General features: G+C 68.6%; 16 protein-coding genes. 8 read left to right on the top strand and 8 right to left on the bottom strand.

Annotated elements, in window-relative coordinates; all coding sequences use genetic code 11:
• Positions 1 to 21: 21 nt before the first annotated feature.
• Positions 22 to 396 (top strand): cytochrome b562, encoded by a 375-nt coding sequence (locus NH14_RS26360; RefSeq protein WP_052148236.1) that lies wholly within the window; start codon positions 22 to 24, stop codon positions 394 to 396.
• Between the two features lie 37 nt (positions 397 to 433).
• Entirely contained in the window at positions 434 to 1,015 is a 582-nt protein-coding gene (locus NH14_RS26355) for a cytochrome b (RefSeq protein WP_035529810.1), read from the top strand.
• Positions 1,016 to 1,066: 51 nt separating this feature from the next.
• Here NH14_RS26355 and NH14_RS26350 read toward each other — a convergent pair whose 3' ends face one another.
• Positions 1,067 to 1,261 carry a hypothetical protein gene (locus NH14_RS26350; RefSeq protein WP_152617202.1) on the bottom strand — a complete coding sequence of 65 codons (195 nt, stop codon included), beginning with the start codon at positions 1,259 to 1,261 and terminating at the stop codon, positions 1,067 to 1,069.
• A 71-nt stretch (positions 1,262 to 1,332) separates the two neighbouring features.
• Here NH14_RS26350 and NH14_RS26345 point away from each other — a divergent pair, with 71 nt between their 5' ends.
• Positions 1,333 to 1,935 carry a hypothetical protein gene (locus tag NH14_RS26345; RefSeq protein ID WP_035529811.1) on the top strand — a complete coding sequence of 201 codons (603 nt, stop codon included), beginning with the start codon at positions 1,333 to 1,335 and terminating at the stop codon, positions 1,933 to 1,935.
• Between the two features lie 7 nt (positions 1,936 to 1,942).
• Here NH14_RS26345 and NH14_RS26340 read toward each other — a convergent pair whose 3' ends face one another.
• Positions 1,943 to 2,980 (bottom strand): zinc-dependent alcohol dehydrogenase family protein, encoded by a 1,038-nt coding sequence (locus tag NH14_RS26340; RefSeq protein ID WP_035529814.1) that lies wholly within the window; start codon positions 2,978 to 2,980, stop codon positions 1,943 to 1,945.
• A gap of 297 nt (positions 2,981 to 3,277) precedes the next feature.
• Here NH14_RS26340 and groL point away from each other — a divergent pair, with 297 nt between their 5' ends.
• Together groL and NH14_RS26330 are read left to right on the top strand one after the other, a co-directional pair.
• Positions 3,278 to 4,876: a chaperonin GroEL gene (groL, locus tag NH14_RS26335; protein WP_035529817.1), complete on the top strand. Its 1,599-nt coding sequence runs from the start codon at positions 3,278 to 3,280 to the stop codon at positions 4,874 to 4,876.
• Positions 4,877 to 4,931: 55 nt separating this feature from the next.
• Positions 4,932 to 5,531: a hypothetical protein gene (locus tag NH14_RS26330; RefSeq protein WP_052148237.1), complete on the top strand. Its 600-nt coding sequence runs from the start codon at positions 4,932 to 4,934 to the stop codon at positions 5,529 to 5,531.
• Between the two features lie 14 nt (positions 5,532 to 5,545).
• Here the strand turns inward: NH14_RS26330 and NH14_RS26325 are convergent, their stop codons facing one another.
• From NH14_RS26325 to NH14_RS26310, 4 genes are all read right to left on the bottom strand, one after another.
• On the bottom strand, positions 5,546 to 6,868 hold the full coding sequence (locus NH14_RS26325; RefSeq protein ID WP_035529819.1) for an erythromycin esterase family protein: 1,323 nt from the start codon (positions 6,866 to 6,868) through the stop codon (positions 5,546 to 5,548).
• A 34-nt stretch (positions 6,869 to 6,902) separates the two neighbouring features.
• A complete protein-coding gene (locus tag NH14_RS26320) occupies positions 6,903 to 7,628 on the bottom strand; it encodes a phosphoribosyltransferase (protein WP_052148238.1) in 726 nt (241 codons plus the stop codon).
• A gap of 22 nt (positions 7,629 to 7,650) precedes the next feature.
• Positions 7,651 to 8,166, bottom strand: a complete 516-nt coding sequence (locus NH14_RS26315) for a BCAM0308 family protein (RefSeq protein ID WP_052148239.1) — start codon at positions 8,164 to 8,166, stop codon at positions 7,651 to 7,653.
• 61 nt (positions 8,167 to 8,227) lie between these two features.
• Complete coding sequence (locus tag NH14_RS26310; protein WP_035529981.1) at positions 8,228 to 8,884, bottom strand: dienelactone hydrolase family protein; 657 nt, start codon at positions 8,882 to 8,884, stop codon at positions 8,228 to 8,230.
• 191 nt (positions 8,885 to 9,075) lie between these two features.
• Between NH14_RS26310 and NH14_RS26305 the strand changes: the two genes are divergently transcribed.
• Positions 9,076 to 9,234, top strand: coding sequence for a hypothetical protein (locus NH14_RS26305; protein ID WP_161790862.1), 159 nt, complete (start codon positions 9,076 to 9,078; stop codon positions 9,232 to 9,234).
• Positions 9,201 to 10,832, top strand: a complete 1,632-nt coding sequence (locus NH14_RS26300) for a bifunctional aminoglycoside phosphotransferase/ATP-binding protein (protein WP_035529820.1) — start codon at positions 9,201 to 9,203, stop codon at positions 10,830 to 10,832. Before NH14_RS26305 ends, NH14_RS26300 begins: the two co-directional genes overlap by 34 nt.
• Here NH14_RS26300 and NH14_RS26295 read toward each other — a convergent pair.
• Entirely contained in the window at positions 10,814 to 10,996 is a 183-nt protein-coding gene (locus tag NH14_RS26295; protein ID WP_035529822.1) for a hypothetical protein, read from the bottom strand. The genes NH14_RS26300 and NH14_RS26295 overlap by 19 nt on opposite strands.
• Before the next feature lie 84 nt (positions 10,997 to 11,080).
• On the opposite strand from NH14_RS26295, the gene phaZ reads away from it, so the two are divergent.
• A complete protein-coding gene (gene phaZ / locus NH14_RS26290; RefSeq protein ID WP_035529824.1) occupies positions 11,081 to 12,346 on the top strand; it encodes a polyhydroxyalkanoate depolymerase in 1,266 nt (421 codons plus the stop codon).
• A 65-nt stretch (positions 12,347 to 12,411) separates the two neighbouring features.
• Here phaZ and NH14_RS26285 read toward each other — a convergent pair whose 3' ends face one another.
• The gene (locus tag NH14_RS26285) at positions 12,412 to 14,247 is read right to left on the bottom strand and encodes a PHA/PHB synthase family protein (protein ID WP_035529826.1); all 1,836 of its coding nucleotides are present in this window, start codon (positions 14,245 to 14,247) and stop codon (positions 12,412 to 12,414) included.
• Positions 14,248 to 14,430 lie beyond the last annotated feature (183 nt).

Raw genomic sequence — 14,430 nt, 5'->3', positions numbered from 1 at the left:
ACTCAAGGTACGACAACGAACATGACCGCGTTTCCGCACTCCCTTCGCGCCAGCTTGCTGTTGTGCGCTTCGCTTTTGGCCGCCCCGTCGTTCGCACAGGCAGGTGAGATCAAGGCACTGATGAAAGACATGAAGGTGGCCATGCAGGGCGCGATGGCCAGCACAACGATGCCAGAACTAAGCGGCTATGTGGCCCGGCTCGAACGCGACGCGCAGCAAGCAAGCCGTCAGACTTATCGCGACGACCAGCGCACGTACGACGATGGCATGCAGGCGTTACGCCAACAGTTGGCCGAGGTGGATCAGGCCATCCGTGTAAACGACATGAATAGCGCGAAGAAAGCGCTGCACGAAATCAACGATACACGCAAGCATTATCACCACCTGCTCGGCTAACCGTTTCGCACGTTCACTCGAAGTTCGAACACCGCCCATGGAAAAATTCTCGCGATATCCCCTCTCGGTCAGCTTGCTGCACTGGCTGCTCGCCGTTGCGCTAATCGGAAATCTCGTCATCGGCTGGCTGCTCGACGACCAGGAGGACCTGGTCACCCTGCACAAGTCGATCGGCATTACGATCCTGGGCCTCGTCCTGATGCGCCTGGCGAACCGAGTACGTTTGCGGGGCCGCTTGCCGAAAACGGTAAACAGGGCAGGCACGCCAGCCTACTTTGTGGAAATCGCGGTGCATCGTTTGTTCTATACGTTGATGCTTGCCATACCGCTGCTCGGCTGGATGAAGACCAATGCGGCGGGACACGCTGCCAGTTGCTTCGGACTCTTTTCGTTGCCTGCGCTGATGCCGAGAAGCCGCGAGCTGTCGCACCTACTCGGGCAACTGCATTCGCTGACGGCCTACGGGCTGGTTGCATTGATCGGCCTGCACGTGGCCGGGGTCCTGGCACATCGGGTTTTCAAGGCCCAAAATATCCTGCCTCGCATTCTTCCCCTACCTCAGCGAAGACCGGACAGTCAGGCGCATACCGCCCCCGAACAGTCGAATGCTGCGGGTTGAATGCGCTGGTTGAAATGGCGCGCGTAGTGGCGGATCTGGCGCTTCACTGGATCATGCCGCCAACGCCATGGCGGCTTTCAGATGAGGGCGCCACTCAGCTTGCTCACAACCCCACGCTCTTCGGAGCGTGGGGTTTTTTCTTTTGGTGCGGGTGCGTGCGAAACGCTTGACGCACATCAATCGTGAGGACATGGAAACCAGCAAATCTGCAAGTTGGGACGGGTGTTTTCCTTGGGTGGCGGTCATGCGCTGCGCTCGAGCAACGGCGCGCGCGCCCGAGGGCACGCATACGGTTTTCACACTATGGAGAAAGCACCATGCAACGCATCTGTCGAAGTGGAATGCTTGCAGGCGTAGCGGCGCTCGCCGTCGGCGCGGCGTCGATGCATACGGCAGCCGCCGACGAAACGATCGCGCCGCCGGCGCCCGCCGCCGTGGTCTCGGGCGCCAGCGTCAAGCATGCGAATGCGGTGGTGTTTGCCATCGATATCGGACGCAATAGCATCACGCTGCTCGAAGACAACGGCGAACCGGTGGACGTGATAGTCGACCGCAGCCTCGGCAACGTCGCCAGACTGCAACTCGGCGACACCGTTGCCGTCACGTTCAGCAAAGCGTTGCTGCTGCGCGCCGACAAGTCCGATTCGAGCGGGATACGCAAACGCGTCGATAAAGGCTTCACGTCGGGCGCGCCGCTCGGTTCGTCCCTGTCGTTGTACCGGGTCGAAGAAGTGGCGACCGTCGTGCAGGTCGACCCCGCCAGGCACGAACTCACCGTGCGCGGCCCGACGCGCACGATGACGTTGCAGGCAACGTCGGAGAGCCTGATCGACGGGCTCAAGCCCGGCGACAGCGTGAAGGTCGACTACGTCGAGGCGACCGCCGTCCAGATCACGCGAGACGGCATGCCGCTGCGCTAGATACGCCTCACATTTCGATGATGACCTTCAGCGCCTGCGTGCTGGCCGCGTGCGAGAACGTTTCGTACGCCTTGAGAACATCGTCGAATGCAAACCGGTGCGTGATGAGCCGCGCCGGATCGATGCGCCCGGCGCACACGGTCTTGAGCAGCATGGGCGTGCTCACCGTGTCGACGAGACGCGTCGTGATCGAGACATTGCGATCCCAGAGCTTGTCGAGAAAGATCGACGCGCTCACCCCATGCACGCCGATATTCGCAATCGTGCCGCCCGGCGCCACGAGCTGCTCGCAAAGCTCGAACGTGGCGGGCACGCCCACCGCCTCGATGGCGCAATCCACGCCCACGCCGTCCGTGAGCTTCATGACCGCTTCCACCGCGTCCGCCGCGCGCGGATCGACGCACGCCGTGGCGCCGAAGCGCTTCGCGCATTCGAGACGGTTCGCGTCCATGTCGATCATGATGATCTGCGCGGGCGAGTAGAACTGCGCGGTCAACAGCGCCGCCAGCCCGATCGGCCCCGCGCCCACAATGGCGATGGTGCTGCCCGGCTCGACCTTGCCGTTGAGCACGCCGCATTCGAAGCCGGTGGGCAGGATGTCCGAGAGCATCACGAGCGCGGCTTCGTCGAGGCCCGCGGGGATCTTGTAGAGGCTCGTCTGCGCGTGCGGCGTGCGCACGTATTCGGCCTGGGTGCCGTCGATGCGGTTGCCAAGAATCCAGCCGCCCGTCTTGCAGTGCGAGTACATGCCGCGGCGGCAGTATTCGCATTGCCCGCAGCTGGAAATGCACGACACCAGCACGTGATCGCCAGGCTCGAGCGTGCTCACGCCGCTGCCCACTGCGTGCACGACGCCCACGCCTTCGTGGCCGAGAATGCGCCCCGGCGTGCAGCTCGGCACGTCGCCCTTGAGGATGTGCAGATCGGTGCCGCAGATCGTCGTCTTTGACATCTTGACGATGGCGTCGCCAGGCTCGCGCAATTCCGGCATCGGGCGCGTTTCGACCGCGAAGCGGCCCGGGCCGTTGTAGACCAGTGCTTTCATGTTCCCTCCATCGGCGTTCGGAAATGGACCGGCGCGGTGCGTGGCAACTGCGTGGCAACTACGCGCCAACTGCGCGCCAACTGCGCGCCAACTGCGCGCCGACGCTAGCAGTTTTGATCATGCCCCGCCGATGCCTGGCGCAATTGACTTCGATCAAGAGCATCCGGTCCGACGCGGATTGATTCAGGTCAAGCCCTAGACGTCGCGACGTTATGCAATAGGAGATGCACGAGCGGCCAGGCGCGCATTGCGCCGGCCGCCGCATCTTTCCGGGGCTCCCCGGCAGCGAGGTCCATCGTGACTGGCAAAACTCTCGTATTCCATCAGGCGGCCCGCCAGCGACTTCTGGACGGCGTCAACGCGCTCGCCGAAGCCGTGAAGGTGACGCTCGGGCCGGGCGGGCGCAACGTGATCGTCGAGCGCCGCGGCGATACCCCGCTCATCGCCAATTCTGGTGTGGTGGTGGCGGGCTCGGTGGCGGTGCCCGACGCGTTCGAGGAGATGGGCGTGCGCCTCTTGCGCGAGGTGGCCACGCGCACGAGCGAGCTTGCGGGCGACGGCACCACCACGGCAACCACGCTCGCCCAGGCCATCATGGTCGAGGGCAACAAGTACGTCGCCGCGGGTTTCGATCCGATGGCGCTGCGCCGCGCGATCGAAGCCGCCGGGCAGCGGGTGGTCGCAAGGCTGCGCGAGCTCGCGCGCCCCTGCGCCGGCACCGACGAAGTGCGCCACATCGCGACGATTTCGGCGAGCGGCGATGCGAGCATCGGCGGCATTGTCGCGCAGGCCGTCGAGCGTGTCGGCCGCGACGGCGCGATCAGCATCGAAGACGGCTCGAAGCTCGAAGACGAACTGGAAACAGTGGAAGGCTCGATGATCGAGCACGGCTTCGCTTCGCCGCTCTTTCTCGGCGAGGAGGGGCGCGAAGTCGTGCTCGAGGAGCCCCGCATCCTGCTGTGCGACGCGAGCATCAGCTCGATCGCGCAGATGCTGCCGCTGCTCGAAGCGCTCAGCGCCACGGGCAAGCCGCTCCTCGTTGTGGCGAACGAGATCGAAGGCGAGGCGCTGGCGACACTGGTGGTCAACCATCTGCGCGGCGCACTCAAGTCGTGCGCGGTGCGCTCGCCCGAGTTCGGCGAGCGGCGCACCGAAACGCTGAACGACCTCGCGACGCTCACCGGCGCGACCGTGATCTCGCCGCAAATGGGCCGCACGCTCGAGCACGCGAAGCTCGACGACCTGGGCGCCGCGCGGCGCGTGGAAATCACCCGCGACACGACAACGATCGTCGAAGCGCGCGGCGCGCGGCCCAGGATCGAAGAGCGCATCGGCGCGCTGCGCGCGCGCCTCGATAAGCTCGGCCCCGGCACCGAGCGCGATGCGCTCGCGCGCCGTCTCACGCGGCTGGCGGGCGGCGTGGCCGTGATCCGCGTGGGCGCCGCCACCGAAACGGCGCTGCACGAACGCAAGAACCGTTTCGAGGATGCGCTCCACGCCACGCGCGCGGCGGTCGAGGAAGGCATCGTGGCGGGCGGCGGCGTCGCGCTGCTGCGCGCGCGTGCGGTGCTCGAAGCGTTGGACGCTGACGAAACCGCGCGGGCCGGCGCGAAGATCGTTCACGACGCGCTGGCCGCGCCGCTGGGCCAGATCGCCGAGAACGCCGGCGCCGACGCACAGGTGGTCGTGCATGCCGTGAGCGCCGCCGAGAACGCGTGGGGCTACGACGCCGCCAGCGGCGCCTTCGGAGACATGATCGCGGCCGGCATCGTCGATCCCCTGAAGGTCACCCGCACGGCGTTGCAAAACGCGGTGTCGATTGCCTCGTTGCTCCTCACGACCGACTGCATGATTGCGCGGCAAGCCGGCGCGGCCCCTGAAGCACAGACCGAATGAAGTCGCAAGCCTCAAGCCGCAATAACTGGAACTGGACGATAAACAGGATTTCGCCATGAAAGACGCTTTCGAACGACGCGCCCTGCTGCTTCAACTCGGGCGCACGCTGCAACTGCTGGCCCGGATTCTCGAATCGCGCACCACGGCCGCGACCGTCGGGGAGTTCATCGCACTGAACCCGCTGCTTGAAGACGAGCCGCTGCTCGAACACGTCCTGCCTTCGATGTCCGTCGACGACTTCGTCGCGCAGGCGGCGCAGGCGTTCTGCACCTGGCCCGCGCGGCTGCTCGACGAGACGCTCGAGCGCGACGCGTTCGCCGCATCGGTGCGCGAGCACCTGTTCGATCAGAATCCGGGCGGCTGGCGCGCCTATGCCGCCGGTTTGCGCGGCGAGCTGGCGTGGTTCGGACAGAGACCATCTGGACAGCGGCGCGTCCCGCATCGCAGGCCAAGCCGGGCGAGCGAGCCGGCGCCAACCGAGGCCGCGGCGTCCGGTGCGGCGGCGTCCCCTGCCGCGGTGCGCGACATCGAGCGGGAAGAACGGGACGAGGGGGACGAGGGCACCGCACAGCGGATTTCGGAGAGCGTCGAAGGCCTCGCGCCGCCAGAGAGCGCGCAGCGAGGCAACGAGCAATCTCTGCCCGAGTTCGAATAAGCAAGCGTGGCGGGCTACGCCATGGGCGTCTCGGCGCTGCCCTCGCGCCGGTGCCAGCCCGGCGCCGGTTCGAGCGGTTCGAGCGCGCTGGTTTCATCGAGATGGAACAGCGCATCGAACTGCGACGCGAGCGAGGCTTCGAAGTAGTGGCTCTGCCGCTCCGTCCGCGGCAGGTACAGCACGCCGATGGCGCGCTCGAGCATGGGTTCGTCGAGCGGGCGGGACACGTCCTCGCGCAGCGGCAGAAAGAACCGGTCGTAGCCCGTCGTGTGGAACAGGTGCTCCCAGCTCTCGGGCAGCGCCGGACGCACCCACTTTTGCTCGACCTCGCCGTCCCACTCGGAGGCGGCAGACACATGGCCAGTGCAGGTCGTGAAGCCCACCAGCAAGGCGCGGTGCTGCGCGCTCTCGCGCACGATCTGGCCGAGGTTCCACTCGCCGCGCCGGCGCGACTCGGTCGCGCGAGCGTCGCCAAGGTGCGAGTTGTGGGCCCAGACCACGACCTTGCCGCTGCCGCCGCGCCGCACGCGATAGCTCGCCAGCGCGAACAGCGTATTGGCCATGTGGGCGTCGCGCAGGTTCCAGGTGTTCAGCCGGCTGCTGAACATGCCGCGGTAGTACGCCTCGGCATTGACCACCACCTGGGCGTTCTGCTCCGCGAAGAACTGCGCGTCGAGCGCGTCGGTGCCGTCGCGCGCGAGGTACTCGAATTCGCCGGCACGCAGTTGCAGAAGCTGCTTCACCGCGCCCGCGCGCGCAGCGGGCCGCGCGCCGAGCGCGACCGCGTAACCGTAGGCCTGCGCCTCGCGCACATGATCGAGCGCCGCGTAGCGCTCGCGCGCCAGCGCGGCTTCGTGCGGATCCACGGCTTCGAGATAGCGGATCACGGCGTCCGCCGAGCGGTAGAGGCTGTACAGATCGAGACCATAAACGCCCGCGCGCTGCCGCCGTGGCCGCGCCGCGTTCAGCTCGCGCAGCGCCGCGATGAACTCGCGCATCTCGCGATTGCGCCACATCCACGCGGGGAATCGCTCGAAGTCGTCCAGCGCGGATGTCGCGTCGTCGGCGCCCGCGCATTGCACGAAGCGGTTGATGCGCCAGGCGTCGGGCCAGTCGCCTTCGATCGCCACGGTGTCGAAGCCGCACTCGCGGATCAGGCGCAACGTGATTTCCGCGCGCATGCGGTAGAACTCGGCGGTGCCGTGAGTCGCCTCGCCAAGCAGAACCAGATCGCGGCCGTGCGCCATCTCCAGCAGTGCGTCGTAGTCCGAAAGTGTTCCGTCAAGGCGTTGCGCGAGGTCGCGAACGGCCAGAAAAGGGGTTTTCGAAGGCTGCACGATCCATGCCCTCCTTGCTGGATTGACTGGCCGCTCAAGCCGGGCCGCCGCTGGGCGGCACAGAATGCGCGCCGCCGGCATCGCCGCCCGCAGCGCCGCGCGCCGTGTCCGGTTGCCGGCCTTGCGCGGCGTCGAGGCAGGCTCGAACCTCCTCGTCGCTGGTCTGGGCGAAGTCGGCATAAAACTGCCCGATGCCCATGAACCCGTGCGGCTGCATCACGCAAACGAAGTCGTCCGCCACCCCGGCGAAGCGCCTTTCGGCGCCAGCGGGGCAAACCGGCACCGCCACCACGAGCGCCCTCGGCCGTCTGGCGCGCAGCGCCTTGAGGGCCGCATGCATGGTCGCGCCTGTGGCCATGCCGTCGTCCACCACGATAACGGTCTTGCCCTGCACAACCGTCGGCGGCCGCTGCCCCCGGTAAGCCGACTCGCGGCGATGAAGCTCGACGCGCTCGCGCTCGAACGTCTCCGCGAACTGCGCCTCGCTCACGCCGAGCGCGCGCAGCACCGCGTTGTTCACGTAGAGCGCGTCGCCGCTGGCGATCGCGCCCATGGCGAGCTCCGGATTCTGCGGCGCGCCCAGCTTGCGCACGATCAGCACGTCGAGGGGGCAGCGCAAGGCCCCCGCCACCTCATAGCCAACCGGCACGCCGCCGCGCGGCAGCGCGAGCACGACGACGTCGTCGCGCTGCGCGTAGCGCTCCAATGCCCAGGCAAGCTGCCTGCCCGCATCGACGCGATTCTGGAATACGTCATTCATGGTCTGGCATCCTGATCAATTCTCACACCTGCTGGTCATGGCTCCATCTCGCGTGCAACACGCGCTCGCCGTCGCGATACTCGATCGAGAGCTTGCCGTGGTGCGCCCGCAGCATGGCCTCCGCGAGCCTGCGCAACAGGTGCGGCCCGGTCGTCGTGACGCGCACGCCGCCGGGTTGGACGTCGATGTCCATGATGCGCTCCAGCGCGTGCAGGCCCTCTTCGTTCTGCGCTTCACGCGACAGGAGCGAGACGACCTGATCGAGGCGCGGCATCAGGTAGTCGCACGACTGCAGCCACAGCTCCCCGGCCGGCGCGTGCTCGGAAATCCTGCGGCAGGCGGGGCACAGCAACTGTTTGGTCACTTCCGCGCTGGCGCTCCATATCCACCGGCCGTTTTCGTAGACGGCGCCGCATTCGCGGCAGCCCGTGCCGCTCATCACGCGCAAGGGTGCGCGGTAGCTGTCGTCCGTATGCGGTTGCAGTCTCTTGTCGCGGCGCATTCCGGTCGCCGCCTTGTTGTTGCGAATCGGGTTCATGTCCGGTCGCTCCGTCAAGGTTGAAAATCAAGGGTGGAAAAATAAACAGCCGATGAACGGCTCATGCGCGCGTGCGTCCATCGAGCCAGCGCACAAACCAGTCGCTGGCAAGGCGCGTCACTTCTTCGAGCGTGCCCGGCTCCTCGAACAAATGCGTCGCGCCGGGCACGATGTCGATGCGATGCTCGCAGTGCATCTGCGCGGCGGCCTTGCGGTTCAGGCGGATGACCTCCTCGTCGAGTCCGCCCACGATCAGCAGCGTGGGCGCCGTAACCGAGGCGAGCGCCGTCCTCGCAAGATCGGGCCGTCCGCCCCGGGACACGATGGCGCCCACCGAATCCGTCTGCGCCGCCGCGACGAGCGCGGCGGCCGCGCCCGTGCTCGCGCCGAAAAGACCCACCGGCAGCGGCGCGATCTCGGGCCGCTCGCGCAGCCAGACGAGGGTCGCGGCAAGCCGGCGCGCCAGCAGCGAAATGTTGAAGCGGTACGTGGCGTCGACGCTGTCGTGCCGCTGCTCCTCAGCCGTGAGCAGGTCGAACAGCAGCGTCGCGAAGCCCGCGCCGTGCAGCCCCGCCGCCACCTGCCGGTTGCGCGGGCTGAAGCGGCTGCTGCCGCTGCCATGCGCGAACACCACGATGGCGCGGGCCTTGTCGGGCATCTCCAGGGTTCCGCCCAGGGTCACGTAATCGACGGGAATCTCCACCTGCAGCGTTTGCATCTGTCCCTCCAGGGCGTGGCGGCCGTGCATGGTTCGCGTGGCGTTTGATCCCATCATCGTGGCGGCTTCGCAGCGCCGATTGATTTCGATCAATCGCAGGCGGCGCGGGTCGGGTCGAATGGACTTGGCCGGCGCGACGCCCGCCGATGTGCATCCGCACATGTGCGCCCCCTCAACCTGGAGCTACGATCATGACCCTGCCGCCTCTCCTGCACCGCCTGCTGTTCGGCCCGCGCCGCGCACGCCGCGTGCGCACCATCACGCTCGAGCGCGCGTGCGCCGCACGCGCGCATGCTCCGATTCCTGTGCTCCTGCCATGTCCCGCGCACACCACATTCCCTTCGCGCTAAGCGGTGGCAAGGCGCGCCGCGACGCCCGCCGCGTCGATCGCGCCTTGCGCCGCGCAAGCACCTACCCGCATCCCGCTGGCCGCATCCGGCGCATCGAGACGCACCTGTCGGTCGTCTTTCTCGCCGGACGCTACGCCTACAAGCTTTTCAAGCCCGTGAAGTTCGACTTCGCCGATCTCACACGGCTCGCGCGGCGCCGCCGCTGCGCGCAGGCCGAGTGCACGCTCAACCGGGCGCTGGCCGGGCCGCTCTATCTGGGTGTATCGCCGCTCGTCGCGCGGGGCCGGCGCTGCATCTTCGGCGCCGCCTCGAACGTGCCTGCGGGGCGCCGCCCGGCCCCGCTGACACGCGTCGTGGAATACGCGGTGCGCATGCGCCGCTTCGACGCGGGCGCGGTGCTCTCGGCGCGCTGCGCGCGCCGCGACGACGGTCTCGCTGATGCCGATGCCCTGGCGGCGCGCCTCGCGCACTATCACCTGCACGCGCCCCGCCGCGCGCCGCGCGCACGCTACGGCAGCGCGGCCAGCGTGACGGCGCAATGGCGGCCGCTCGCCGCCACGCTCGACCCCGCCGCGCCGGCCGAGGCCGCGTTGCGCGCGTGGTGCGAGGCAGAGCTGGCGCGCCTCGCGCCGCAATTCGACGAACGCCAGGCAAACGGTTTCGTGCGTGCCTGCCACGGCGATCTGCATCTGGACAACCTGATCCGCTGGCGCAACCGCCTGCTGATGTTCGACTGCATCGAGTTCGACGACGCGCTGCGCTGGATCGACATCGCGAGCGATCTCGCGTTCGCGCTCATGGATTTCACCGCCCACGGGCGCGAGGACTGCGCGCACCGGCTGCTCGGCACATGGCTGGCCGCAACCGGCGATTACGCGGCGCTGCGCGTGCTGCCGTTCTATACAGCCTCGCGCGCCCTCGTGCGCGCGCTGGTGGCGCGCCTGCGCGGCGATGCCGCCGAATCCGCGCGCTATCGGCGCGTGGCGGCGGGCGTCGCGGCGCGCATGAGCGAGGCGCGTCCCGCGCTGCTGCTGTGCCACGGCGTCTCGGGCTCGGGCAAGTCGCTCGCGAGCCGCGCGCTCGCGCGGCGGCTTGGTGCGATCCGCCTGTCGAGCGATGCCGAGCGCAAGCGTCTCGCCGGCGTCCCGGACGCCGCGCGGCTACCCGCTTGCGCCTATACGGCCGGCCAGGTCGACGCGATCTACGGCGGCCTGCTCGCGCATGCCCAAACCGTGCTCGAAAGCGGTTACACGGCGATCGTCGATGCGACATTCCTGCGCGAAAACAACCGCAGCGCCTTCATCGCGCTCGCGCGCCGTCTGGGCGTGCGCGTCGCCCTGCTCGATTTCACCGCGGATCGCGCGACGCTGTTCGCGCGCGTCGAGTCGAGGGCGGCGCTCGGGCGCGATGCGTCAGACGCGGGCCCCGCTGTGCTCGCCGATCAACTCGCGCGGGCCGAGCCCCTGAGCGCCACGGAGCGCGCCCTGGCGATCCGCTTCGACACCGGGGGCGCACCCGCAGCTTACGAAACCGAAGCCTTCTGGACGCCGCTGCTCGACGCGCTTGCGCGCCAGCGCAGTCACCCGGCCAGCCGATAACCCCCCGCAAACCTGCCGAAATCATGCCCATCCACCATGCCGATATCGCCGAAGTGTTCAGCGAGATAGCCGACCTGCCCGACGTTCAGGGCAGCAATCCCGAAGCTGCGGGCGCTCATTGCGGCTACGATGCGTGAAACGCCGGAAGACAACATGGCCGCCATAGCGCGAGCGCCTCGCGCTCACTCGCAGGTGGCGGGCCAAGGCCGCTCAGGCCGACAAGAGGCCGCAAGCCAGTGAGGTCAACCATGTGGTATGCCCTGGTCGAACAGCAGCGCCAATGGCTGCGCGCATGGCGCGCGGCGTCGCAATCCATGCGCAGCGCCTGTGAGGCGTGGCCCGCGCCCCCGCTCGCGCACGCCGCTTCATCCTGCTATGCCGATCTGTACGAGCCCCTGCTCGGCCTCGCCGACGGCCCGCCGCCGTTCGCGATCGACGCCATCGCGCTCGCGGGCCGCAGCTGCGCGGTCGAGGAAAGCGTGGTCGCGCGCACGCCGTTTTGCGACCTGCGCCGCTTCGCGCGCCCCGACGCCGCGCGCGCCGTGCTGTTGTGCGCGCCGCTGGCCGGCCATGCGGCCGTCATGATGCGGGAGACCGTCGAGGCGCTGCTTGCCGACGGCGACGTCTATATCACCGACTGGGCCAACGCGCGCGACGTGCCGCTCGCGGCGGGACGCTTCGGCCTGAACGAATACGTGGCGATGCTCGACAGCTTCATCGATCAGCTCGCATGCGACGGCCGGCCGTTGCACGTCGTCGCCGTCTGCCAGTCCACGTTTCCCGCGCTCGGCGCACTTGCGCTGCGGGCGCAGCGCGCACTGGCGCCGCCCGCCAGCATCACGCTGATAGGCGGCCCGCTCGACGCGCGCCGCAATCCGGGCACGCTCGGTCTCGCCGCCGTGTCGCATTCGCTCGACTGGTGCGAACGCCATCTGATCGACGTCGTGCCGCCGGGGTTCGCGGGGCATGGCCGGCGGGTGTTCCCGACCTGGTTGCAGCAGGCCGAGATCGCGATTCTCTATCCGCAGCGGTACATGTCGCTGATCGACCGCTACGCCCATGCCGGCTCGCGCGGCGACGCCCGCGCGCTGGCCGGCGCGCGCCGCGAGTTGATCGAATACACCGCGCTGATCGACATGCCCGCCGAGTATTTCCTCGACACCGTCGATATCGTGTTTCAGCGCGCGATGCTCGCGGCCGGCACGTGGCGCGTCGCGGGCGGCACGCTCGTCGAGCCGGCAGCATTGCGCGAGGTCGCGCTCCTGAGCGTGGAGGGCACGCGCGATGCCGTCACCGGGGCCGGGCAGACGCATGCGGCGCTCGAGATGTGCAGCAGCGTTGCGCTGCGGCAGCGCCTCGACGTGGACGGGTGCGATCACTACGGGCTGTTCACGGGCGAGCGCTGGCGCGCCGACGTGCATCCGGCGCTGCAGGCATTTTTCGCGAAGGCCGAGGCTGCCGCCCGCGCGCGCCAGCGAGCGAAGCCGCGCGGGCCCCGAGCCGTGCGGGCCTGAATCGTCCGGTTCGTGCCGGGTTCGCGCGTGATTCGTGCCGGGCTCGTGCCCGATTTGCCCCGGATTCAAGCCTGCAACACGTATGCGCCCGGCGCCGGGCCCAGTCCCGCGGGCGGCGTGCGCGCCGGCGCCTCGCCCGTCGAGCGATCGCGCAGCCAGTCGCGCCAGCAGGTCCACCAGGACCCCTCGACCGCGGGCGTGCCCTTCACGAATTCGTGCCCGCTGCGGTACGCCGCGCCAGCCTCGCGCGTGGCGCACCGGTAGTAGCGCTGCGCGTGGCCCGGCTCCGAAACGATGCCCGCATTGTGGCCGCCCGCGGTGAGCACGAAGGTGAGCGCGTTGTGGGTGAGCAGATGCAGCTTGTAGACCGAGCGCCACGGCGAGACGTGATCGCGCTCCGTGCCAACGACGAACATCGGCGCCTTGATATCCGAGAGCGCGACCGGCTGGCCGCCGACGCAATAGCGCCCCGCCGCGAGGTCGTTGTGGAGAAAGAGATGCGTGAGGTACTCGGTATGCATGCGATACGGCATGCGGGTCGTATCCGCATTCCACGACATGAGGTCGTTGGGCTTCGTGCGCCGCCCGAGCAGATACTCGCTCATCATGCGCGACCAGATCAGGTCGCGGGCATTGAGCAGCTGGAACGCCGCCGCCATCTGCGCGCCGTCCAGGTATCCCTGGCGCCACATCAGCGCCTCGAGCGCCGAAAGCTCGCTCGCATCGATGAAGAGCCCGAGCTCGCCCGGTTCGCTGAAATCGGTCAAGGCGGCCAGCAGCGTGATCGAGCGCAGCGCGTCGCGGCGGCCGTCGCGCGCGAGCGCCGCCGCGCCGATCGCGAGCAGCGTTCCGCCGAGGCAATAGCCCATCGCGTGCACGGCTTCGCCGCATCGCGAGCGCACCGCTTCGAGCGCGGCGAAAAAGCCGTCGCGCAGGTAATCGTCGAGGCCGAGATCGCGCGCTTCGGCGCCCGGATTGCGCCACGAGATCGCGAACACCGTAAAGCCCGATTCCACCAGAAAGCGGATCAGCGAGTCGTGCGGCTGCAAGTCGAGGATGTAGTACTTCATGATCCACGACGGCACGATCAGGACCGGCTCGCGGGCCACGGCGGGTGTGGCCGGGTCGTACTGAAGCAGCTCGCAGATCTCGTTGCGCCACACGACCCGGCCTTGCGTAAGCGCGACGTCGCGGCCCGGCACAAAGCTTTGCGCGGCGCGCGGATGCACGCCGGCGAGGCGGCCGGCCATGGCCACGGCGTCTTCGAGCCAGTTGCACAGGCCGGCCGCGAGATTCGCGCCGCCGCTGCGGATCGTCGTATCGAGCACGACCGGATTGGTGGCGATGAAGTTGCCGGGCGAGCACGCGTCGAGCCACTGGCGCGCCGCGAAGCCCACCAGTTGCGCATGGTGCCGCTCGACGCCGGGTACGCCGCGCGTCGCCTCGCGCCACCAGCGCTGAACCCCGAGAAAGGCGTCGCGGTACAGATGAAACGGCCAGTTCGACCACGCGGCGGCCACGAAGCGCGGGTCGGCCTCGCCCGCGTGCACCGCGACGCCGCTTTCGACCTCACCCGCGTCCGCGTCCGCGCCGGCAGCGGGCACCGCGGCGGGAAAGAGGCTCGCCGCGAGCCACACCTTGGTGGCGAGGTCGAAGCATTTGCCGGGCGCAATCGCCAGATGCGCACCCCAGTCGATGGCGGCGAGCGTCAGTGAGATCGGCGAGAGGCCGAACGTGATGGCGGCCATGCCCGCGTGGGCCGCCCGGCTCCATTCGTCGCCGCGGGCCGTCTGCGGGCGGGCGCGGTCGGGGGCGCGGTCGGGGGCGCTGGCCGGCGCGCCATGGGCGGCGCTCGGGCGCTCGTCGATTCGCGATTCGGCGTCGTGCACGGCAGCTTTCATCGTTCTTCCCCTGTTTCGATCCAGCCGGTTGAGCGGCCGCGCGGCCACAACCGCTCCACTGTGGGTTCACCGCGCGCGGGCCCCGTTGATCTGAGTCAAGCGTGCAGGCGCCCCCCGACATAGACTGCGTTGCACCCACTGCCGCAGCAGACACCGTGCCACGCGATTGACCGCCGCCGGCAG

Origin of the sequence: Paraburkholderia sacchari, assembly GCF_000785435.2 — a bacterium.
GTDB lineage: Bacteria > Pseudomonadota > Gammaproteobacteria > Burkholderiales > Burkholderiaceae > Paraburkholderia > Paraburkholderia sacchari.
This window is presented reverse-complemented; position numbering and strand designations above follow the sequence as displayed.

Bases quoted from the DNA above. Each gene is read 5' to 3' on its own strand.
- NH14_RS26360 (WP_052148236.1), top strand. From the start codon at position 22: ATGACCGCGTTTCCGCACTCCCTTCGCGCCAGCTTGCTGTTGTGCGCT.
- NH14_RS26355 (WP_035529810.1), top strand. From the start codon at position 434: ATGGAAAAATTCTCGCGATATCCCCTCTCGGTCAGCTTGCTGCACTGG.
- NH14_RS26350 (WP_152617202.1), bottom strand. From the start codon at position 1,261: ATGACCGCCACCCAAGGAAAACACCCGTCCCAACTTGCAGATTTGCTG.
- NH14_RS26345 (WP_035529811.1), top strand. From the start codon at position 1,333: ATGCAACGCATCTGTCGAAGTGGAATGCTTGCAGGCGTAGCGGCGCTC.
- NH14_RS26340 (WP_035529814.1), bottom strand. From the start codon at position 2,980: ATGAAAGCACTGGTCTACAACGGCCCGGGCCGCTTCGCGGTCGAAACG.
- NH14_RS26330 (WP_052148237.1), top strand. From the start codon at position 4,932: ATGAAAGACGCTTTCGAACGACGCGCCCTGCTGCTTCAACTCGGGCGC.
- NH14_RS26320 (WP_052148238.1), bottom strand. From the start codon at position 7,628: ATGAATGACGTATTCCAGAATCGCGTCGATGCGGGCAGGCAGCTTGCC.
- NH14_RS26315 (WP_052148239.1), bottom strand. From the start codon at position 8,166: ATGAACCCGATTCGCAACAACAAGGCGGCGACCGGAATGCGCCGCGAC.
- NH14_RS26310 (WP_035529981.1), bottom strand. From the start codon at position 8,884: ATGCAAACGCTGCAGGTGGAGATTCCCGTCGATTACGTGACCCTGGGC.
- NH14_RS26305 (WP_161790862.1), top strand. From the start codon at position 9,076: ATGACCCTGCCGCCTCTCCTGCACCGCCTGCTGTTCGGCCCGCGCCGC.
- NH14_RS26300 (WP_035529820.1), top strand. From the start codon at position 9,201: ATGTCCCGCGCACACCACATTCCCTTCGCGCTAAGCGGTGGCAAGGCG.
- NH14_RS26295 (WP_035529822.1), bottom strand. From the start codon at position 10,996: ATGGCGGCCATGTTGTCTTCCGGCGTTTCACGCATCGTAGCCGCAATG.
- phaZ (WP_035529824.1), top strand. From the start codon at position 11,081: ATGTGGTATGCCCTGGTCGAACAGCAGCGCCAATGGCTGCGCGCATGG.
- NH14_RS26285 (WP_035529826.1), bottom strand. From the start codon at position 14,247: ATGAAAGCTGCCGTGCACGACGCCGAATCGCGAATCGACGAGCGCCCG.